The sequence below is a fragment of the Stutzerimonas stutzeri RCH2 genome, from assembly GCF_000327065.1.
Taxonomy (GTDB): Bacteria; Pseudomonadota; Gammaproteobacteria; order Pseudomonadales; family Pseudomonadaceae; genus Stutzerimonas; species Stutzerimonas stutzeri_AE.
In genome coordinates, this window is the sequence record NC_019936.1 from 760,413 (window position 1) to 780,196 (window position 19,784).

General features: G+C 63.7%; 15 protein-coding genes. 8 read left to right on the forward strand and 7 right to left on the reverse strand.

Annotated features, from left to right (window positions below):
- Positions 1–33 precede the first annotated feature (33 nt).
- The 4 genes from PSEST_RS03405 to alr all read left to right on the forward strand — a co-directional run bounded on the left by PSEST_RS03405 (position 34) and on the right by alr (position 4,108).
- Positions 34–927, forward strand: a complete 894-nt coding sequence (locus PSEST_RS03405) for a hypothetical protein (protein WP_015275640.1) — start codon at positions 34–36, stop codon at positions 925–927.
- A 21-nt stretch (positions 928–948) separates the two neighbouring features.
- The gene (gene rplI / locus PSEST_RS03410) at positions 949–1,395 is read left to right on the forward strand and encodes a 50S ribosomal protein L9 (RefSeq protein WP_015275641.1); all 447 of its coding nucleotides are present in this window, start codon (positions 949–951) and stop codon (positions 1,393–1,395) included.
- Positions 1,396–1,498: 103 nt separating this feature from the next.
- Positions 1,499–2,893 (forward strand): replicative DNA helicase, encoded by a 1,395-nt coding sequence (gene dnaB / locus PSEST_RS03415; RefSeq protein WP_015275642.1) that lies wholly within the window; start codon positions 1,499–1,501, stop codon positions 2,891–2,893.
- A gap of 138 nt (positions 2,894–3,031) precedes the next feature.
- A complete protein-coding gene (alr, locus tag PSEST_RS03420) occupies positions 3,032–4,108 on the forward strand; it encodes an alanine racemase (RefSeq protein WP_015275643.1) in 1,077 nt (358 codons plus the stop codon).
- Here the strand turns inward: alr and PSEST_RS03425 are convergent.
- On the reverse strand, positions 4,096–5,958 hold the full coding sequence (locus PSEST_RS03425) for a diguanylate cyclase (protein ID WP_015275644.1): 1,863 nt from the start codon (positions 5,956–5,958) through the stop codon (positions 4,096–4,098). The two genes, alr and PSEST_RS03425, sit on opposite strands and share 13 nt — an antisense overlap.
- Before the next feature lie 168 nt (positions 5,959–6,126).
- Between PSEST_RS03425 and PSEST_RS03430 the strand changes: the two genes are divergently transcribed.
- Positions 6,127–8,406, forward strand: a complete 2,280-nt coding sequence (locus tag PSEST_RS03430; RefSeq protein ID WP_015275645.1) for a YgiQ family radical SAM protein — start codon at positions 6,127–6,129, stop codon at positions 8,404–8,406.
- Positions 8,407–8,457: 51 nt separating this feature from the next.
- Here the strand turns inward: PSEST_RS03430 and PSEST_RS03435 are convergent, their stop codons facing one another.
- Complete coding sequence (locus tag PSEST_RS03435; protein WP_015275646.1) at positions 8,458–10,419, reverse strand: methyl-accepting chemotaxis protein; 1,962 nt, start codon at positions 10,417–10,419, stop codon at positions 8,458–8,460.
- A 140-nt stretch (positions 10,420–10,559) separates the two neighbouring features.
- Positions 10,560–12,155 (reverse strand): response regulator, encoded by a 1,596-nt coding sequence (locus PSEST_RS03440; protein WP_015275647.1) that lies wholly within the window; start codon positions 12,153–12,155, stop codon positions 10,560–10,562.
- Between the two features lie 217 nt (positions 12,156–12,372).
- On the opposite strand from PSEST_RS03440, the gene PSEST_RS03445 reads away from it, so the two are divergent.
- Complete coding sequence (locus PSEST_RS03445; RefSeq protein ID WP_015275648.1) at positions 12,373–13,431, forward strand: DUF2333 family protein; 1,059 nt, start codon at positions 12,373–12,375, stop codon at positions 13,429–13,431.
- 40 nt (positions 13,432–13,471) lie between these two features.
- On the opposite strand, the gene PSEST_RS03450 is transcribed toward PSEST_RS03445, so the two are convergent.
- From PSEST_RS03450 to PSEST_RS03465, 4 genes are all read right to left on the reverse strand, one after another.
- Complete coding sequence (locus PSEST_RS03450; protein ID WP_041756888.1) at positions 13,472–14,809, reverse strand: sigma-54-dependent transcriptional regulator; 1,338 nt, start codon at positions 14,807–14,809, stop codon at positions 13,472–13,474.
- 133 nt (positions 14,810–14,942) lie between these two features.
- Complete coding sequence (locus PSEST_RS03455) at positions 14,943–16,535, reverse strand: sensor histidine kinase (RefSeq protein WP_015275650.1); 1,593 nt, start codon at positions 16,533–16,535, stop codon at positions 14,943–14,945.
- Positions 16,525–16,758, reverse strand: a complete 234-nt coding sequence (locus tag PSEST_RS03460; RefSeq protein ID WP_015275651.1) for a PP0621 family protein — start codon at positions 16,756–16,758, stop codon at positions 16,525–16,527. The genes PSEST_RS03455 and PSEST_RS03460 overlap by 11 nt, the downstream gene beginning before the upstream one ends.
- Positions 16,759–16,870: 112 nt before the next feature.
- The gene (locus tag PSEST_RS03465) at positions 16,871–17,860 is read right to left on the reverse strand and encodes an outer membrane protein assembly factor BamD (RefSeq protein WP_015275652.1); all 990 of its coding nucleotides are present in this window, start codon (positions 17,858–17,860) and stop codon (positions 16,871–16,873) included.
- A gap of 205 nt (positions 17,861–18,065) precedes the next feature.
- Between PSEST_RS03465 and rluD the strand changes: the two genes are divergently transcribed.
- Positions 18,066–19,040 (forward strand): 23S rRNA pseudouridine(1911/1915/1917) synthase RluD, encoded by a 975-nt coding sequence (rluD, locus tag PSEST_RS03470; protein ID WP_041756444.1) that lies wholly within the window; start codon positions 18,066–18,068, stop codon positions 19,038–19,040.
- Entirely contained in the window at positions 19,037–19,774 is a 738-nt protein-coding gene (pgeF, locus tag PSEST_RS03475; protein ID WP_015275654.1) for a peptidoglycan editing factor PgeF, read from the forward strand. Before rluD ends, pgeF begins: the two co-directional genes overlap by 4 nt.
- Positions 19,775–19,784 lie beyond the last annotated feature (10 nt).

The window sequence follows — 19,784 nt, forward strand, 5'->3', positions numbered from 1 at the left end:
CCGGCTGGTCGACAGAAGTAAAGGATAAATCGCATGCGCGCCCTGGCTGAGTTCATCATGCGCGGCCGTATGCAGGCCATCTTTGTGGTGGCCGGGGCTGCGGCGCTGCCCATGCTGTTCTGGTTGAGTGCTGCTGCAGGCTGTCTGGTGCTGCTGCGGCGTGGTCTCAACGATGCGCTGGGTGTGCTGGTCTGGGCTGTATTGCCGGCGCTGGCCTGGTGGTACTTCGGCGATCCGCGAACCCTGCTGGTACTGCTGGGTTCGCTGGGGCTGGCGCTGCTGTTGCGCAGCCATGCGTCGTGGGTGCGGGTGATGTTATGCAGCGTGGGGCTCGGGCTGTTGTATGTCTGGGCGCTCGGTGCGGTGTTTGGCGAGCCCATCGCGGCGCTGGCCAGCGAACTGCAGAAAGTGTTGCCTGACGCATTGTCGGGTGCCTATCAGCAGCTTTCGGTGGAAGAGCGCGGGCGCTTGGAGTCGCTGCTGGCACCTGTGCTGACCGGTCTTCTGGCCGCGCTGCTGCAGATCGTCACTCTGCTGAGCCTGATGCTTGGTCGTTACTGGCAGGCTGCGTTGTACAACCCGGGCGGGTTCGGCAGCGAGTTTCGCGCGCTGCGGTTTCCACCGTTGCTGGCGATGTCGCTACTGGTCGGCATGCTGCTGGGACCGAATCTTGGTGTGCAGTTGGCCGTGCTGACGCCGCTGTGCAGCGTGCCGCTGGTATTCGCCGGCATCGCGCTGATGCACGGGTTGGTGGCTCAGGGACGTCTGCCGCGATTCTGGCTGGTGGGGCTGTACGTCACGCTGGTGCTGTTCATGCAGTTGATTTATCCGTTACTGGCCGTTTTGGCCATTGTCGACAGTCTGTTTGATTTTCGTGGTCGCGCAGCCGGTAAGAACGGTGCGGGACCTGCGAACGGTGAAGGTTAAAAGTTAAGAGGTAAGACTCAAATGGAAGTCATCCTGCTGGAAAAAGTCGCAAACCTGGGCAACCTGGGCGACAAGGTAAACGTCAAGTCTGGTTACGGCCGCAACTACCTGCTGCCGCAGCGCAAGGCTACTGCTGCTACCGCAGCTAACATCGCCGAGTTCGAAGCTCGTCGTGCTGACCTGGAAAAAGCTGCTGCCGAGCGTAAGGCTTCTGCCGAAGCTCGCGCTGCTCAGCTGGCCGAGCTGGAAGTCACCATCACCGCTACCGCGGGCGATGAAGGCAAGCTGTTCGGTTCCATCGGTACTCACGACATCGCCGACGCACTGACCGCCTCTGGCGTTGAAGTGGCGAAGAGCGAAGTTCGTCTGCCGAACGGCACCATCCGCCAGGTTGGTGAATACGACGTAGCTGTGCACCTGCACACCGACGTCGAAGCGACCGTCAAGCTGATCGTCGTAGCCGGCTAAGCCATCGTCTGGCACCGCTGGTGCCTGACGAGTAACATCGGGCGCGTTTCCATGCGAATGGAGCGTGCCCTTTGTTTTTCTGTAGTTCCGAATTTCGAGTGCCATGAACGACATCAGCGTCCCGCAGCAATATGATCTGGAAACTGCCGCACTTAAGGTGCCGCCACACTCCATCGAAGCTGAGCAAGCGGTGCTCGGCGGTCTGATGCTGGACAACAATGCCTGGGAGCGTGTGCTCGACCAGGTATCCGATGGCGATTTCTATCGCCACGATCATCGCCTCATTTTCCGCGCCATCTTTACCCTCGCCGAGCGTAACTCGCCCTTCGATGTGGTCACCCTGTCCGAGCAGCTGGACAAGGAAGGGCACCTGCCGCAGGTCGGCGGCCTGGCCTATCTCGGTGAGCTGGCGAAGAACACCCCGTCGGTGGCGAACATCAAGGCCTACGCGCAGATCATTCGCGAGCGGGCCACCCTGAGGCAACTGATCGGCATCAGCAACGAGATCGCCGACAGCGCCTACGCACCGCAGGGTCGCACCGGCGAGGAAATTCTCGATGAGGCCGAGCGCCTGATCTTCCAGATCGCCGAGGCACGGCCCAAGACCGGTGGACCGGTGGGCATCAACGATATTCTGGTCAAGGCGATCGATCGCATCGATACCCTGTTCAATGCGGGCGAAGCGATTACCGGCCTTTCCACCGGCTTTACCGATCTGGATGAAGCCACCAACGGGCTGCAGCCGGCCGACCTTATTATCGTCGCCGGTCGTCCGTCCATGGGTAAGACGACCTTTGCCATGAACCTTGTCGAGAACGCCGTGCTGCGCACCGACAAGGCGGTACTGGTGTTCTCCCTGGAAATGCCCGCCGACTCCATCGTCATTCGTATGCTCGCGTCGCTCGGGCGCATCGACCAGACCAAGGTCCGCGCCGGTAAGCTGGAAGACGATGACTGGCCGCGGCTGACTTCGGCGGTGAACCTGCTCAACGACCGCAAGCTCTTCATCGACGACACCGCCGGGATCAGTCCGTCGGAGATGCGCGCGCGAACCCGGCGCCTGGCTCGTGAACACGGCGAGATCGCCATGATCATGGTCGACTACCTGCAGCTGATGCAGATCCCCGGCTCGAGTGGCGACAACCGTACCAACGAGATTTCCGAGATTTCCCGCTCGCTCAAGGGTCTGGCGAAGGAATTCAATTGCCCGGTGATCGCCCTGTCGCAGCTCAACCGCTCGCTCGAACAGCGACCCAACAAGCGCCCGGTGAACTCCGACTTGCGTGAATCGGGGGCAATCGAGCAGGACGCCGACATCATCATGTTCGTGTACCGGGATGAGGTGTATCACCCCGAGACCGAATACAAGGGCGTCGCCGAAATCATCATCGGCAAGCAGCGTAACGGCCCGATCGGCACCACGCGTCTGGCGTTCCTCGGCCGCTATTCGCGCTTCGAAAATCTGGCGCCGGGCAGCTATCAGTTCGACGACGACTGACCATAGCCGGCGTGCATGATGGGTTTTTCGAAGGCGTGCAGCATGATCCGTGGCGCGCTTTCAGCAGAACCCCGGCCTGCGCGGCCCGGTCGACAGGAGTAAGATTTCGCCCACCCGCCGTTGTACAGGAAGATTTTCATGCGTCCGCTGGTTGCCACGGTCGATCTGACCGCGCTTCGTCACAACTACCTGCTAGCCAAGCAATGCGCACCGCAGCGCAAGGCGTTTGCCGTGGTCAAGGCCAATGCCTACGGACATGGCGCGTGCGAGGCGGTAACGGCGCTGCGCGAGATTGCCGATGGCTTTGCCGTAGCCTGTCTGGAAGAGGCGGAAGATATCCGTCGCAGTGCGCCGGACGCGCGCATCCTGCTGCTGGAGGGCTGTTTCGAGCCGGCCGAGTATCTACGTGCCGCCGAATTGGGGCTGGATGTCGCAGTTCAGGATCAGCGCCAAGCCGATTGGCTGCTGGCCGCCAATATCAGTCGACCGCTCAACGTTTGGCTGAAGCTAGATTCCGGCATGCATCGGCTCGGTTTCACGTTGGAGGGGCTGCGGGACTGCCATGAGCGGCTCAAGGGCAAGGCGCAGGTCGGTGAGCTGAACCTGATCAGCCATTTTGCTTGTGCTGATGAACGCGGCCACCCGCTGACCGAGCTGCAGCTGGAGCGTTACGCTGAATTGCTGTCGCTGGAGTTCGACAACTGCTCGCTGGCCAATTCCGCCGCGGTATTGACGCTGCCGCAGGCACACATGGCCTGGATTCGTCCCGGCATCATGCTTTATGGCGCCACGCCGTTTGCCGAACTGAGTGCGCAGGAACTTGGATTGCGCCCGGTGATGACGCTGACCGGTGCCCTGATCGCCGTGCGTGATGTGTCCGAAGGTGAAAGTGTCGGCTATGGCGCCAGCTGGGTCGCGCAACGCGCCTCGCGTATCGGCACGGTCAGCTGCGGCTATGCCGATGGTTACCCGCGTACCGCGCCTTCGGGCACCTCGGTGGTGATCCATGGCCAGCGCGTGCCACTGGCCGGTCGGGTCTCGATGGACATGCTGGCGGTCGATCTGACCGATCTGCCGCAGGCGCAACTCGGCGACGCGGTGGAGCTGTGGGGGGCACAGATGCCCATCGACGAGCTCGCCCAGGCCTGCGGCACCATTGGCTATGAACTGCTGACCAAGGTGACCGGCCGGGTGCCGCGCCGCTATATCGGCTGATCGACCGGCAAGCACCCGTCCTGCTGGACCCAGCTCGCCCGGCCCTGCTGCTTGGCGCGATAGAGCGCCTCGTCAGCGGCCTTGTAGAGCTGGGTGAACTCGTCGGCATGGTGCGGAAAGAATGCAGCACCGACGCTTACGGTCACTGCCAGGCTGTTGCCACGGTAAGGCACAGGTAGCGAAAGCTCGTACAAAAGCCGTTCGGCTACCTGACTGGCGTCCTGCTCGACGTTTGCCCCGGTCAGCAGTATCGCGAACTCATCCCCGCCCAACCGGGCCGCCATGTCGCTGCTGCGTACCAGGCCACGCAGCCGCTGGCCCAGCGTGCGCAACAGGAGATCACCGGCGTCATGGCCGTGGTCGTCGTTGATCGGCTTGAAGTGATCCAGATCGATCAGTAGCAGCGCAATCGACTCGTCCCGCCTTGCGGCCTCGGCCATGGCCGCTTCGATGCGCTCAATGAGGTAGCGGCGGTTGGGCAGCTCGGTCAGCGGATCGTGGAACGCAGCCTGTTTGAGTTCGATTTCCCGTTCGCTGAGGTCCCGGTTGGCCTGCGCCAGTTCGGCGGTGCGCGCCTCGACCGCCAGGCTGAGATGCTCGGCGCTGGCCTGCATGTGTTTCAGTCGTTCGGTCTTTTCCCGGTCGGCATGCTCCAGCGCCGCCGCGCGTTCCTGCTTGAGTATCTGGATGCGCGAGGCCAGGGCGAAGGAGAACAGGATGGATTCGGCAGCCACCGCCAGCGGAAAGACGTAGCCGCTCCAGGCCGCCGGCTGGATCACACCGGTGGCGCGCAACAACAGCAGGTTGACGCTGCCCAGGATCACGCCGAAGCCGCAGAGGTAGAGCAGGGCCGGAAAGTAACCCTGGCGCCAGCGGCGGAACGAGGCCCAGAGTGAGGCTGGGATCGCGGTCAGGGCCAGCGCGACGAAGACCCAGGCGCCGAATGCGCGCAGCCCGAAGATGTTGAGCAGCACGGCCGTGACATAGAGGCACAAGGCGAAGGTCAGCAGGCGATGGGCCCAGGGCACGAAACGGCGGGTCTGCAGCAGGGTCTGGGTGAAGCGGCAGGCGCTGAAGCCCCACAGCGCCGGGATGCTGATGCGATCCAGCCAGAAGGGCACCGGCCCGTTCGGCCAGAGGTACTGAAAGCCGTGTCCGGTCATGCCCAGAATCATCAGCAGCGCGCCGCTGGTGGTCATCACGTACCAGAAATAGGCGGTATCGCGCAGGCTGAGGAAGATGAACAGGTTGTACAGCAGCATGGCCAGAATCAGGCCGTAGATCAGGCCAAGAAACAGATTCTCGCCCACGGCCTGCTCCTGCAGGGCGTCGAGCTGCCAGACCTTGAGCGGAAAGGAGTTGCCGGCCGGATCGTAGCTGCGCAGATAAAAGGTCAGCGGGCGCTGGTTGCTGAGCTCGGGAAGGCGGAACAGCATGCGCCGGTAGGCGTGGTCGCGTCCTTCGTGGAAGCCGACCAGCTCGCCGGACTGGCGCCCGTGCCAGCCACCATCACCGTCCGGCAGATAAAGGCGCAGATCCTTCAGTGTTACCGAGCCGACTTCCAGCCACCATTGCGCTGGCGCCTCACTGGCCCGCTGCAGCGTGACCTTGACCCACCAGGGGTGCGGGCTCTGGCCGACGCTGGCCTTGCCCTGCGCTGGCTGAAAGCGCGCCTGCACCTCGGGCCGCTGCAGGTCCTCCACCTCCAACTCGGCGCCGGGATCCATCAGCAGTTCGACGTATGCATTCAGATTACGGCCACTGTCATGCGCGCCGATCAGGGCGGTATCGGCATGGGCCGGTAGAAGTGTGCCTAGGCACAGCAACAGTACGAGGAGGACGGCGTGCACCAGGATCTCCCGGGCTCGATGCGTGGGTCGGGTGGCGCGAGTATAGCGGGATGGGAAAGCGCGGCGCGCGCCTGTCGCCAAGGTCGATAAAGACCCTGCGCGCTGGTCGGACTTGGTTATTTTTTGTGCTATATTCCGCGCCCGTTTTCGTTGCCCCGGTTTCCCGCCATGCACGCCGTCAAGCCATTGTTCGACTATCCCAAGTACTGGGCCGAGTGTTTCGGTCCGGCGCCGTTCCTGCCGATGAGCAGGGAGGAGATGGATCAGCTCGGCTGGGATTCCTGCGACATCATCATCGTCACCGGTGATGCCTACGTCGATCACCCGTCCTTCGGCATGGCGATCATCGGCCGACTGCTCGAAGCGCAGGGGTTTCGCGTCGGCATCATCAGCCAGCCGGACTGGCACAGCAAAGACGACTTCATGAAGCTCGGCGAGCCGAATCTGTTCTTCGGTGTCGCCGCCGGCAACATGGACTCGATGATCAATCGCTACACCGCCGACCGCAAGGTGCGTTCCGACGACGCCTACACGGCGGGCGGCCTGGCAGGCAAGCGGCCCGATCGCGCCAGCCTGGTCTATAGCCAGCGCTGCAAGGAGGCCTACAAGCACGTGCCGGTGGTGCTTGGCGGCATCGAGGCCTCGCTGCGCCGCATTGCCCATTACGACTACTGGTCGGACAAGGTGCGCCGTTCGATCCTGATGGATGCCACTGCCGACATCCTGCTCTATGGCAATGCCGAGCGCGCCATCGTCGAGGTGGCGCAACGCCTGGCCCGTGGCGAGCCGGTCGAAGCGATCACCGATGTGCGCGGTACTGCGTTCATTCGCAAGGACGCGCCGGAAGGCTGGTTCGAGATCGACTCCACGCGCATCGACCGCCCGGGCAAGATCGACAAGATCATCAACCCCTACGTCAACACGCAGGACCTGTCCGCCTGCGCCATCGAGAAGGACAAGGGGCCGCAGGACGACCCGAACGAAGCCCGGCCGGTGGAGCTGTTGCCGCACCCGAAACTCGAGCGTGACCGCACGGTGATCCGCCTGCCGTCCTTCGAGAAGGTGCGTAACGACCCGGCGCTGTATGCCCACGCCAACCGCGTGCTGCACCTGGAAACCAACCCCGGCAACGCCCGTGCGCTGGTGCAGCGCCACGACGACCGCGAACTGTGGCTCAACCCGCCGCCGATTCCGTTGACCACCGAGGAAATGGATTACGTGTTCGCCGCGCCCTACGCGCGCGTGCCGCATCCGGCCTACAACGGCGCGAAGATTCCGGCCTACGAGATGATCCGCTTCTCGGTGAACATCATGCGCGGTTGCTTCGGCGGCTGTACCTTCTGCTCGATCACCGAGCATGAGGGCCGCATCATTCAGAGCCGTTCTCACGAGTCGATCCTGCACGAGATCGAGGAGATGAAGAACGTGCCGGGCTTTACCGGCGTGGTCTCCGATCTCGGCGGGCCGACTGCCAACATGTATCGCCTGGCCTGCAAGAGCCACGAAATCGAGAAGCACTGCCGCAAGCCGTCCTGCGTATTCCCCGGCATCTGCGAGAACCTCAATACCGACCACAGCTCGCTGATCGAGCTGTACCGCAAGGCACGCGCACTGCCGGGCGTGAAGAAAATCCTGATTGCCTCCGGCCTGCGCTACGACCTCGCCGTGGAGTCGCCGGAGTACGTCAAGGAGCTGGTCACCCATCACGTCGGCGGCTACCTGAAGATCGCCCCGGAGCACACCGAGCGTGGTCCGCTGGATAAGATGATGAAGCCGGGCATCGGCAGCTATGATCGCTTCAAGCGGATGTTCGAGAAGTACTCGAAAGAGGCGGGCAAGGAGCAATACCTGATCCCGTACTTCATCGCCGCGCACCCCGGCACCACCGACGAGGACATGATGAACCTCGCCTTGTGGCTGAAGGCCAACGGCTTCCGCGCCGACCAGGTGCAGGCGTTCTATCCGTCGCCGATGGCCTCGGCGACGGCGATGTACCACACCGGCAAGAACCCGCTGCGTAAGGTGACCTACAAGAGCGAAGGCGTCACCGTGGTCAAGAGCGAGGAGCAGCGGCGCCTGCACAAGGCCTTCCTGCGCTATCACGATCCCAAGGGCTGGCCGCTGCTGCGTGAGGCGCTGATTCGTATGGGCCGCGCCGACCTGATCGGAAATGGCAAGCACCAGCTGATTCCGGCGCACCAGCCGGCCACCGAGGGCTACCAGAGCGCGCGGCGCAAGAACTCGACGCCAGTCGGCAGCAAGAAGACCGGGCAGGGCGGTAAGATCCTCACCCAGCACAACGGCCTGCCGCCACGCAGCCATGACGGTAATGCCTGGGACAAGCGTGAGCAGGCGAAGGCCGCGGCCGAGGCCCGGCGCAAGGCGGAAAAGAGTGGCAAGCCGGCGGGCAAGGGTGGCAAGCCGCAGCGTCCGGTCGCACCCCGCTAGCGGTAGCGGTTCCTCGGCATAAGAAAACGGAGCGTCAGGCTCCGTTTTTTTTCAGAACCTGAATGCCTGGGTTGCGCGATCCAGCTCGCTGCCCAGCTGCAGCATCTGCGCACTCTGTTCTCGTCCACGGCTGATATGGCTCAGGTTGGCGTCGCCCAACTGATGGATGCGTTCGCTGTGCCCGCGAATCTCGCCCACCGCTTCACCCTGCTGGGCGGTCGCCTGGGCGATCTGCTCAGCCATGCGGCTGATGGTGGCGATGGTCGAGACGATCTCGTCCAGCGCCTGATCGGCACTTTGTGCGAGGTTCGCCGTGCTTTGCGCATGCTCGACCTGGCTGCGCATCGCCTCGACCGACTGCCGTGCCGCCTGCTGCAGACGACCGATCAGCTGCTGGATCTCCTCGGTAGCACCGCTGGTGCGCTGCGCCAGTGAGCGCACTTCGTCGGCCACCACGACGAACCCGCGTCCATGCCCGCCGGCGCGGGCTGCCTCGATGGCGGCATTGAGCGCGAGCAGATTGGTTTGCTCGGCGATGGAGCGGATCACCGTCAGCACGTTACCGATGGTGGTGGTCTCGTCGGCTAGTCGTTCGATCGCAGCCGCGTTGTCCTGCACTTCGCTGACCAGCCCATGCAGGCCGGTCAGGCTCTGGCCGATCACCTGCTGGCCCTGGTGCACCGCGTGCGCCGCGGCACGACTCGCCTCGGCGGCTTCTCCGGCTCCATCGGCGACCTGCTGGATGGTGGCCTCCAGTTCGCCTAGCGAGTCGCGGATCTGCGCGGTATCGCCAGTCTGGCGCTGGGCGCCTTCGTGCAGGTCGCTGCTCATTTCGTCGAGGCTGCGGCTGCTGGCGGCAACCTGGGTCGCCTGCTGACGCAAGGTGCCGACCAGGTCCAGCAGATAGCTGCGCAGGCGATTGAGCGAGCTTTCGATATCGGCGATCTCGCGGATCTTCGACTCGATCCGCGCATCGCCGGCGAAGTCGCCCTCGGCCCATGCCGAGAGTGTCGGCACCAACTGACCGAGGGTGCGAGTCAGCTGGCGCTGCAGGCGGTCGATCGCCAGGGCGATCAGCAGAATCAACAGGATGATGCCGCCCTGCAGCAGGCGCACCTCGGCCTGGATACGGCCATGCTCGCCGCGTACCGCCGGCTCCAGTTCGGCCAGCGCCTGCTGCACTGCATTGATCTTGCTGGCGCTGCTTTGCAGCAGCTCGCTGCGCTGGCGGATCAGCTGGCGGGTGCGCTGCAGTTCGGCCGGGTAGCGCTTGATCAGGCCGGCCAGCTCGCGTTTCAGCGCAATGCCACGGTCTTCGCGGGTCTGTTCGGCCCTATCGTTGAGATCGAGTAGCGCGGCGAAACTGTTGGCTGCCGACGGGTCTGCAGTCAGCACGCCCAGCAGTGGCAACGCATCGATCTTCGCTGCGCTGTGTTCGAGCTGGCGCAAGGTTTGCTCGACTTCGCCGGCGAGTTCGTACCGGCCGGAGACCACCAGCTTCCCCCGTGCATGGCTGAGTCGCAGCAGTTGCTGCCCAGTGGTGAACAGCGGCTGCTGGTAGTGCTGGGCAGCCGGGTGGTCGGACTGCGCCCGATAGTCGTCGAGTTGCGCCAGCGCTGCGGATATTTCACGTTCGGCCTGCAGCAGCAGGCCCTGCGGATCACCGGCCAGCTTGCCAGCGGCGAGCAGATCAACGGCGGTGAAGCGGATCAGCTCTTCCAGGCTCGGCCGCAGGTTTTCCGCCAGTACACTCGGCAGCTCGGCGGAGCCCTCCTGCAGCTCGGCGAGTGCCTGCTGCGCCTGGCTGTAGCGCAACGCGTCGCCGCTGGCGAGATAGCTTTGAATGTTTTCTGCGGCGTGGTGTTGAAACTGCTGAGACAGGCTCAGGTAACGCGCCATGAGCAGGTAGGGGCGCTCCATGGCACGCTCGGACCACCAGAGCGTGACCCCGAGTGCCAGGCAGACCGCGACGAGCAGCAGGGTATTGAGAGTGGTGAGCGACTTCAGGCGCATCCTTGCCTCGCAGGACAGATCAGAAGCCCTGCAAGGTATGGCAGTTTGATGTCATTCGCGTTACAGCCGGCGAGGCTGTCGAGGTGGCGCTGTCAGCAGCCGGGTTGAAGTTGGCTCGTCCGGGGAGACAAGACCGCGGATCAGTAACGCTCGACGCGGTTGCGGCCACCGTGCTTGGCGCGATACAGCGCCTCGTCGGCCTGCTGGGTGAGTACCTTGACCTCCGCATTACCAGTCAGCTCGGTAATGCCGCAGCTGAAGGTGCAGCTTAGATCCTGCGGCTGAGCCGGGAAACGAATCTCTGCAAAGCGCTGGCGGATCTCGTTCAGCACCTTGCAGGCCGCCTCGGCCGGGGTGTCGGGCAGTACCACGGCGAACTCTTCACCGCCATAGCGGCCGATGTGGTCAGTCTTGCGCAGGCGCTGTTTCAGGAACAGCGCGAGGCTCTTGATGACCCGGTCGCCCATGGGATGGCCGAAGGTGTCGTTGACCTGCTTGAAGTGATCGATGTCGAGCATGGCGAAGCTCAGCGGACGGTTATCGCGTAGCGCACGGAAGCGTGCGTCCTCGAGCAGCTGGAGGCTGTGGGTGTGGTTGTAGAGCCCGGTGAGGCTGTCGCGCACGATACGTGCTTTCAGGCTTCTGGCTCGGGTCGCACGGGTGCGCACGGTCGCGATCAGGTGGCTGGGTTTGATCGGTTTGGTGAGGAAGTCATCGCCGCCTTCACCCATGGCGTCCAGCTGCTTGTCCAGGTCGTCTTCGGCGGAAAGGTAGATGATCGGTACGCTGACGTAGCGCTCATGCTGGCGGATCACCTTCGCCAGTTCAGTGCCCAGACACTCGGGCATGTACATGTCGAGGATGATCAGGTCCGGTTGGAATTCGGCCAGCACGCCGATGGCCTGGATCGGCTCGATCAGCGTCTGAGTGACGATGCCGGCGTTGTTCAGGACTCGCTCGGTATGGGTGGCCTGGGCGCGGGAGTCGTCGATGATCAGCACGCGGATCGGTTCGTAGTGCGCGGTACGGGTGAAGATTTCGATCTTCTCCAGCAGGCTGCTGGCGTCCAGGGTGCCAGTGAAGAACTCCAGACCGCCCGCGCGCACGGCAGCCAGGCGCGTTGGGGTATCGGTTTCGGTATGGCTGAAAAACAGCATCGGCAGCTTGGATTCCAGTCCCTGTTGCACCTGTTCGGCCAGGCGTAGCCCCTCGCCGGTGCCGTTGAAATCCACATCCATGACAATGGCGGCAGGATGGCGTCGATGCATGGCGGTTCGAAAGGCAGCGACGTCGTTGAATGCCTGCGCGGACATGCTGAAGAAGTCCAGTTGGCGTACCAGGTGTTCGGCGCGCTGCGGATCCTGCAGGGCGATATATACCGGCTTGCTCAGCGGCGGAAGAAACGACTGATTGTGCGGATCGCTGTGGCGCAGGCCGGTGCGCGCGAGGCGATAGATCAACTGGCTGAGGGTTGAGATGGTGCTGCTGGAAAGACGGCCGCGGTTGTCACGAATCTCGCCCAGGCAATCCTCGATATTCAGCGCCAGTTCGCTGTGCTCGGTCTGCTCGAAGCGGTCGGCGAAGCGGCGAAGGCGGGTGGTCGCTTCGCTGAGAGCGGCGTGGTAATCCCCGTTCCATTCGCTGCGTTGCAGCTGCTGCCACACCTCCAGCACTTCCCGTGCCTGGTGGATGACGCGTTGCGCGAAATGTTGCTTGAGCTCTTCCTGATCCGACATCTCGGTTTTCCTGGTGCGCCAGGTGCGCTGCCCCGGTGCTTTATAATGGCGGCATGCTATCACCGCTGGGGCGCTTTGAAAGCGCGCCGGTGTGGTAGTGGTTCTCAATTTGGCACTGAGCTGGTCGGGGCTGTGCGTTATAGTGAGGGCATCTCATCGCAACGTCGCCGACGCCATGCGGTCGAACTCCTGAACTCGCGAGAAGGACACATTGCCCATGTTGGACTGGAAGAACCGCTTCGCCCGCCTAGGCCGCTCGAATGGCTCTGCCGGGACGGCCGGCCATCGGTCGGGCAGCCCGCTTCTGCTGATTCTTGCCGGCCTTCTGGGTGTCTACCTGTTGGTCACGCTGATACTCGGATGGTACTGGAGCCGGGAGCCGGATATGTTCCCGGTGCAGCAGCACACCCGTCAGGCAGCTGAGGCATCGCAGCGCCAGTTGGTCAGCGGTTACACGACGGTGGAAACCCTCAAACGCGTTGCCAGCACCCTGCTGGACAAACCAGGCGGCTACCTGAGCAACGACATTGCGCCTCCGGGCCTCTGGCTGGACAACATGCCGAGCTGGGAATACGGGGTGCTGGTGCAGGTCCGAGATCTTTCGCGGGCACTGCGCAAGGACTTTGCGCGCTCGCAGTCGCAGTCCACAGAAGACCCGGACCTGGCCAAGGCCGAACCGTTGTTCAACTTCGATAACCGCAGCTGGGCGCTGCCGGCCTCCGAGTCCGAATACCGTAATGCAATCCGCGGCCTGGATCGCTATCTGGCGCGCCTCAGCGATCCTGAGCCCAAGGCACTGTTCTATACCCGCGCCGACAACCTGAACAACTGGCTTGGCGACACGGCCACCCGACTGGGCTCGCTTTCGCAGCGGCTTTCGGCCAGCGTCGGCCGCGTGCGGCTGGATACCGACATCGCACCCGAGCAGGAACGTGCGGGTATCGTGCCGCAGGTCAAGGAGCAGGTCGTGGAGACGCCCTGGCTGCAGATCGACAATGTCTTCTTCGAAGCGCGTGGCCAGGCCTGGGCACTGTCCCACCTGCTGCGGGCTATCGAGGTGGATTTCGCCGACGTGCTGGCGAAGAAGAATGCGACGATCAGCGTGCGCCAGATCATCCGTGAGCTTGAGGCGGCGCAGGAGCCGCTGTGGAGTCCGATGGTACTCAATGGCAGCGGCTATGGCGTGCTGGCCAATCACTCGCTGGTGATGGCCAACTACATTTCCCGCGCCAACGCGGCGATCATCGATTTGCGCAACCTGCTGTCGCAGGGCTAGCTGGCGTCTGGACTGGCGGCGGGCCCTGGCCCGTCGCTACTCAATCCAGGCCGAGTTTTTTCAAGCGATAACGCATCGAGCGGAAGGTCAGGCCGAGTCGCTGGGCTGCCGCTGTGCGGTTCCAGCGCGTTTCTTCGAGAGCCTGCATGATCAGCTTGCGCTCGATCTCTTCCAGGTGATCTTCCAGATTGTCGATTTGCGCCAGGCTGGCCTCGCCGTTCTCCGACGAGCCGGGGCTGTCGGCGAGGCGCAAGTCCCCGGCCTTGATCTCCTCCCCATCGCAGAGCGTATAGGCGCGCTCGAGCATGTTCTCCAGTTCGCGCACGTTGCCTGGGAAACGGTAGCTTTCCAGCTTGGCCAGGGCCTCAGGATGAAGATGGGCGATGCTGTCGCCGCATTCCTGGGCCAGGCGCCGGAGCATGGCATCGGCAAGCAGGCGGATGTCCTCGCGGCGCTCGCGTAGCGGCGGTACGCGCAGCTCGATCACGTTCAGGCGGTAGTACAGATCCTGGCGGAAGCGGCCCGCCGCGACCTCGGCGGCCAGGTCCTTGTGAGTCGCACAGAGGATGCGCACATCGACCATGACTTCTTGCGCGCCACCGACCGCACGAACGGCTTTCTCCTGAATGGCGCGCAGCAGCTTGACCTGCATCGGCAGTGGCAGATCCGCCACCTCATCGAGAAAGAGGGTGCCGCCACTGGCGGCCTGGAACAGGCCCGGCTTGTCCTCGATGGCGCCACTGAAACTGCCCTTCTTGTGGCCGAAGAACTCGCTTTCCATCAGCTCGGAAGGAATCGCCCCGCAGTTGACCGGCACGAAGGTTTTTTCGGCGCGTGGCCCTTGTTCGTGGATCAGGCGGGCCACCAGCTCCTTGCCGCTGCCGGATTCGCCGCTGATATACACCGGCGCCTGACTGCGCGCGAGCTTGCCGATCTGCTTGCGCAAGACCTTCATCGGCGGTGAGCCGCCCAGCAGCCGGCTGTCTACCGGCGCCTCCGTGGCCGGCGCACGCAGGCGCAGGGCAGTGCTGACCAGTTCGCGCAAGCGATTGAGGTCCACCGGTTTGGTGAGAAAGTCGAACGCACCGGCCTTGAGTGCGCCGATCGCGGTGTCCAGGCTGCCGTAGGCGGTGATCATCGCCACCGGCAGTTGCGGGTGCTGCTGCTGGATGTATTGCACCAGTTCCAGGCCGCTACCGTCAGGCAGGCGCATGTCGGTCAGGCACAGGTCGTAATGCTCGCGGGCCAGCAGTTCGCGCGCTTCCTTGAGATTGCGCGCGCTGCGGGTGTCGAGCTTCATGCGGCCGAGGGTGATTTCCAACAGCTCGCGAATATCCGGCTCGTCGTCGATGATCAGTGCTTTTTGGCGCGCGGTCATGGTCCTGCTCTTGAAATTCGTGAAGCGGGTGTCGCCGCGAATGCGGCAGGCGAGCATGTTAACTCCCCGGAGGCCGCCGTGGCTGCCGCTTTGGTCGATGTGTGATGTGTTGCCAGCAACCGGTCCGCGCGGTTCAGCTCAGCTTGCGCGGGTGGGCAAAGACGATGCGGAAGCAGCTGCCCCCCTCGGGCCGTTCGCGATAATCCAGGCGCGCCTGGTTGCTCTCGCACAGCTCGCGCGAGAGGTAGAGTCCCAATCCGGTGCCCTTGCTTTCGGTAGTGAAAAAGGGCTCGAAAACGTTATGCAGCTGCTCGGTGGCGATGCCCGGCCCGTCATCGAGCACTTCGACGACGGGTAGATCGCTGGCTTCTTCGCGGTACAGGCGCAGCCAGACCTGCGCGCGCCCATGTTGCTGGCCACTGTAGCGCAGGCCGTTCTGTACCAGGTTGGTGAGGACCTGGGTCAGCTGGTTGGGGTCCATGCGCGTCTGCAGCGAACTGCCGATGGTTTCCAGATGCACCGTCTGCTGCGCATTGAGTCCCTGGCGATACTCGCTCACGAAACGGTGCAGCCAGTACTTGAGGTCGAGCAGCTGCGGCTCAGCCTGGCGCCGCCGGGAGAGTTGCAGGACGTTTTCGATCACCAGATTCATGCGCCGCGAGTGATCCTGGATGATCTGCGCCAGGCGCCGGTCGGGCCCGTCCAGCTCTTCGGATTCGTGGAGCAGCTGTGCGGCATGGCTGATGGCACCCAGTGGGTTGCGGATTTCATGGGCAATGCTGGCAGTGAGGCGGCCGAGCGAGGCGAGCTTGAGCTGTTGTGCCTTCTGCGCAATCTGCGAGGTGTCTTCGAGAAACACCAGCGTGTCCAGCTTGTTGCCGTGCTGAAGGGCGGCAAAACTCGGCTGGAGCGTCGGGCCGCCAGCGATGGCCTTGAAATTCCGTGGGCGCAGGGTCGGGTTGTCACGCCACTGTTGCAGTGCCTTGAGCAGGTCGGGGCAGCGCGGCGCCAGGCGTTCGCCAGCCAGCGAGTCCTGGCCGAGCAGCTGTAACGCGCCCTGGTTGGCGAGCAGGACGCGCTCCTGGGGGTCCAGGACCATGATGCCGGTGCGCATGCGCTGGAGAATCAGTGCGTTGAGGGCCTCGAGATTGGCGACCTCTTCGGCACGTTGGCGTGCCAGCGTCTCGCTGACCTGCAGGCGCCTCGTCAGCCCTTGCACAAGCAACGCCGCGGCAAAGCACAGCGTGCCGAGCGCGCCGGCCTGCACGTACTGGCTGCTCGCTTCCGGGCGGCTCACGCTGAGGTAGAAGGTCAGATAGATCAGTCCGGTCGCCGCCACCGCGGCGATGAAGAAGCCGACCCTGCCACGCAGCAGGATGTTGGCGATGGCGACGGCGACGATCAGCAGGTTGCCGATGCCACTCGGCGTGCCGCCTCCGAAATAGAACAGTCCCGACAGCAGGATCACGTCCATCAACGCCAGGCCAAGCACGGACAGATCGCGCTCGGGGCTTTGCACCAACACGGCGACCAGCATGTTGAGGATCAGGTAGAGCCATGCGCCATACTGGAACAGCTGCGGATTGCTCATCTGCAGCAGGTCGTTGTGCAGGTCGGCGCTGATCAGCAGGACCAGCGCGAGGCCGATGGTCAGGCGATAGAGGTGATACAGGCGAAGGATTCGCCGTCCCTGGTCGCCGAAGAAGGTGAGGTTTTCAGCGCCCACCAGTGTTGCTGTCCTGCTCCAGGTGAGCGCGGCTGCAATACCAGCGGTCCTGCGACTGTAGCGCCTGGTCCTGAGGTACGTGTACGCCGCACTGGGCGCAGCGGACCATCGGCAGGGTGGTCTGGTGCGGCTTTGCCGCTGCCTTCTTTTGCACAAGGCGGCGCCAGAGCCAGAACGCCGCGGCGATCAGCGCGATCCAGAACAGCAGTCGAAACAGCCCCATATCGATTCCTTCCTGTTAAGCGTGGCGATCGGCCCAGCCAGGGCCGACCCTGGCCCTTGGTAGCGCAGGCGCCGCGCGGTGTACATGTCGCTCCGGCGCCAGGTTAGCGTTCTCAGTCGAACAGGCCGAAGGTCAGGCGGCTCCACCAGGAGCGTTTCTGCTCCTGCTGCTCTACGTCCTTGAGCACCGGGCGTAGCTCTTCAGGCAGGTCGCGAGAGGCATTTTCGTACTGGCGCAGTACGTCGCGGTTGGCGCGCGACGCGTCCGGACGCGGCGTTTCGCCTTCGATGAGGCCAAGAGTGGCCTTGCTCAGCCAGCTGCGGTTGTCGTCTTCTGTCTCGACAGGGGTGAACTTGCCACCTTCCAGCGTGGCATGGTCGGGATAGTTGAGCTGCAGGGTCTTCAGGCTGGTATCGGCCAGGTCATCGAGGCCAAGGCGCTGATAGGCTTCGGTCATCACGGCCAGGCCGTCGGCCACGGCGGGCGTGCTCTGGAAGTTCTCAACCACATAGCGGCCGCGGTTGGCCGCGGCGACATAGGCCTGGCGCTTGAGGTAGTAGTGGGCGACATGAATCTCGTTGGCCGCCAGCAGGTTGCGCAGGTAGATCATGCGCGCCTTGGCGTCCGGTGAGTAACGGCTGTTGGGATAGCGGCTGGTGAGCTGGGCAAACTCGTTGAACGAGTCGCGCGCCGCACCCGGGTCGCGCTTGGTCATGTCCAGCGGCAGGAAGCGGGCGAGCAGACCGCGATCCTGATCGAACGAGGCCAGGCCCTTCAGGTAGTAGGCGTAGTCGACGTTGGGGTGCTGCGGATGCAGGCGAATGAAACGCTCTGCCGCCGAGCGTGCGGCTTCTGGCTCGACGTTACGGTAATAGGCGTAGATCAGCTCGAGTTGCGCCTGCTCGGCGAAGCGACCGAAGGGATAGCGTGACTCCAGTGCCTTGAGTTTGCTGATGGCGCTGGTGTAGCTCTTGTTGTCCAGGTCGGCCTGTGCTTGCTGGTACAGCTCGACTTCACCCAGATTCTCGTCGACGGTTTCATTGGATGAACAGGCGGCGGTGAGGGCGAGAATGGCGATCAGCAGCAGGTGTTTCACTTGCATGGCGGCTTGCGTCCCTGTGACGGCTGGCTGTCTCGCGCGGAGCCGTCCTGTTATGATGAGCGCCCCGGTGCGCCGGGACAAAGACGCCGTATTTAAACACAAGCGTGTAGCCGAAACCAAAGGCCGCTCCGCCATCTGCGGTCCCCGGGTCCGTCCGTTACCAGCGGATGTCACCTGCCTCTCTCAGACGAACCTATCTCGCCGTATGTCCACGACTTCCAAACAGGCCATCCAACTCCATGCCGAGGTGCCGTTTGACCTTGGCGGGCAACGTCTCGATCAGGTCGCGGCGCAGCTCTTTTCCGAACACTCGCGCTCGCGTCTTGCCGCCTGGATCAAGGATGGTCTGCTGACCGTAGATGGCGCCGTGCTGCGTCCCCGTGACACCGTGCATGCGGGGGCCGTGCTCGAATTGAATGCCGAGCAGCAGGCACAAGGCGAGTGGGTGGCGCAGGATATTCCGCTCGAGATCGTCTATGAGGATGATCAGATTCTGGTGATCGACAAGCCCGCCGGGCTTGTTGTGCACCCTGCGGCCGGGCATGCCGACGGTACGCTGCTCAACGCGCTGCTGCACCATGTTCCTGGGCTGATCAACGTACCGCGTGCCGGCATCGTCCACCGCCTGGACAAGGACACCACCGGCTTGATGGTGGTCGCCAAGACCCTGCAGGCGCAGACGCGCCTGGTCGAGCAGTTGCAGGCGCGCAGCGTCAGTCGCATCTACGAGGCGATCGTCATCGGCGTGATCATCACCGGTGGCACCATCGATGCTCCGATCGGCCGTCACGGCCAGCAGCGCCAGCGTATGGCGGTGGTCGAAGGCGGCAAGCCGGCGGTCAGTCATTACCGCGTGCTGGAACGCTTCCGCTCGCATACCCATGTTCGGGTCAAGCTGGAGACCGGGCGTACTCACCAGATCCGCGTGCACATGCCCCATCTTGGCTATCCGCTGGTGGGTGATCCGCTGTATGCCGGGCGTTTCCGCATTCCGCCAGCGGCGAATCCGACCCTGGTGCAGACGCTTCGCGAGTTCCCGCGGCAGGCGCTGCATGCGCGCTTCCTCGAGCTCGATCATCCCGTGACCGGGCAGAGGATGAAGTGGGAGTCGCCGCTGCCGGACGACTTCGTCTGGTTGCTCACTCTGCTACAACAGGACCGCGAGGCCTTCGTCGGGTGAGCGGCTGGGGCGAGGACTGGCTCGTGCCTGAGTGGCCTGCTCCGGCCAATGTCCGCGCCTGTGTGACCACGCGTCGAGGCGGCGTCAGCGTTGCGCCGTTCGACAGCTTCAACCTCGGCGATCACGTCGGCGACGATCCGGTGGCAGTATCCTGGAACCGGCAGCATCTGCGCGACACGCTCGGCTGTGAACCCATCTGGTTGGCACAGGTGCATTCGAACATGGCTGTTCACGCGGCTCCCGGGACCTGCGTGACTGCCGACGCCAGCTGGAGCGAGACGCCGGGCCAGGCCTGCGCGGTGCTGACTGCCGACTGCCTGCCGGTGTTGTTCTGTGATCGTGCTGGAACCCGTGTTGCGGCTGCACACGCGGGCTGGCGGGGGCTGGCAGGCGGCATTCTCGAAGCAACGCTCGAGGCATTGGCGATTCCTGCCGACCAGGTGCTCGTCTGGCTGGGGCCGGCGATCGGACCAGCGGCATTCGAGATCGGTCCCGAGGTGCGTGAGGCATTCCTGGCACGGCATCCAGCCGCTGCCGCGGCCTTTTTGCCAAGCGTCAACGCCGGGCGTTTCATGGCGGACCTCTACCAGCTTGCACGTCTCCGTCTGGCGGCTTTCGGCGTTCATGCAGTCTACGGTGGCGGGCTGTGCAGCTTCAGCGATGCGCGTTTCTACTCCTACCGTCGTGCCGCGCGCACCGGGCGCTTCGCCAGCCTGATCTGGCTGGCGCCATAATTCGTCCCGT

Coding starts and splice junctions, on each gene's coding strand:
- PSEST_RS03405 (WP_015275640.1), top strand. CDS start 34: ATGCGCGCCCTGGCTGAGTTCATCATGCGCGGCCGTATGCAGGCCATC.
- PSEST_RS03465 (WP_015275652.1), bottom strand. CDS start 17,860: ATGCAAGTGAAACACCTGCTGCTGATCGCCATTCTCGCCCTCACCGCC.
- PSEST_RS03430 (WP_015275645.1), top strand. CDS start 6,127: ATGCACGCCGTCAAGCCATTGTTCGACTATCCCAAGTACTGGGCCGAG.
- rluD (WP_041756444.1), top strand. CDS start 18,066: ATGTCCACGACTTCCAAACAGGCCATCCAACTCCATGCCGAGGTGCCG.
- PSEST_RS03450 (WP_041756888.1), bottom strand. CDS start 14,809: ATGACCGCGCGCCAAAAAGCACTGATCATCGACGACGAGCCGGATATT.
- PSEST_RS03460 (WP_015275651.1), bottom strand. CDS start 16,758: ATGGGGCTGTTTCGACTGCTGTTCTGGATCGCGCTGATCGCCGCGGCG.
- dnaB (WP_015275642.1), top strand. CDS start 1,499: ATGAACGACATCAGCGTCCCGCAGCAATATGATCTGGAAACTGCCGCA.
- alr (WP_015275643.1), top strand. CDS start 3,032: ATGCGTCCGCTGGTTGCCACGGTCGATCTGACCGCGCTTCGTCACAAC.
- PSEST_RS03445 (WP_015275648.1), top strand. CDS start 12,373: ATGTTGGACTGGAAGAACCGCTTCGCCCGCCTAGGCCGCTCGAATGGC.
- PSEST_RS03435 (WP_015275646.1), bottom strand. CDS start 10,419: ATGCGCCTGAAGTCGCTCACCACTCTCAATACCCTGCTGCTCGTCGCG.
- rplI (WP_015275641.1), top strand. CDS start 949: ATGGAAGTCATCCTGCTGGAAAAAGTCGCAAACCTGGGCAACCTGGGC.
- PSEST_RS03440 (WP_015275647.1), bottom strand. CDS start 12,155: ATGTCGGATCAGGAAGAGCTCAAGCAACATTTCGCGCAACGCGTCATC.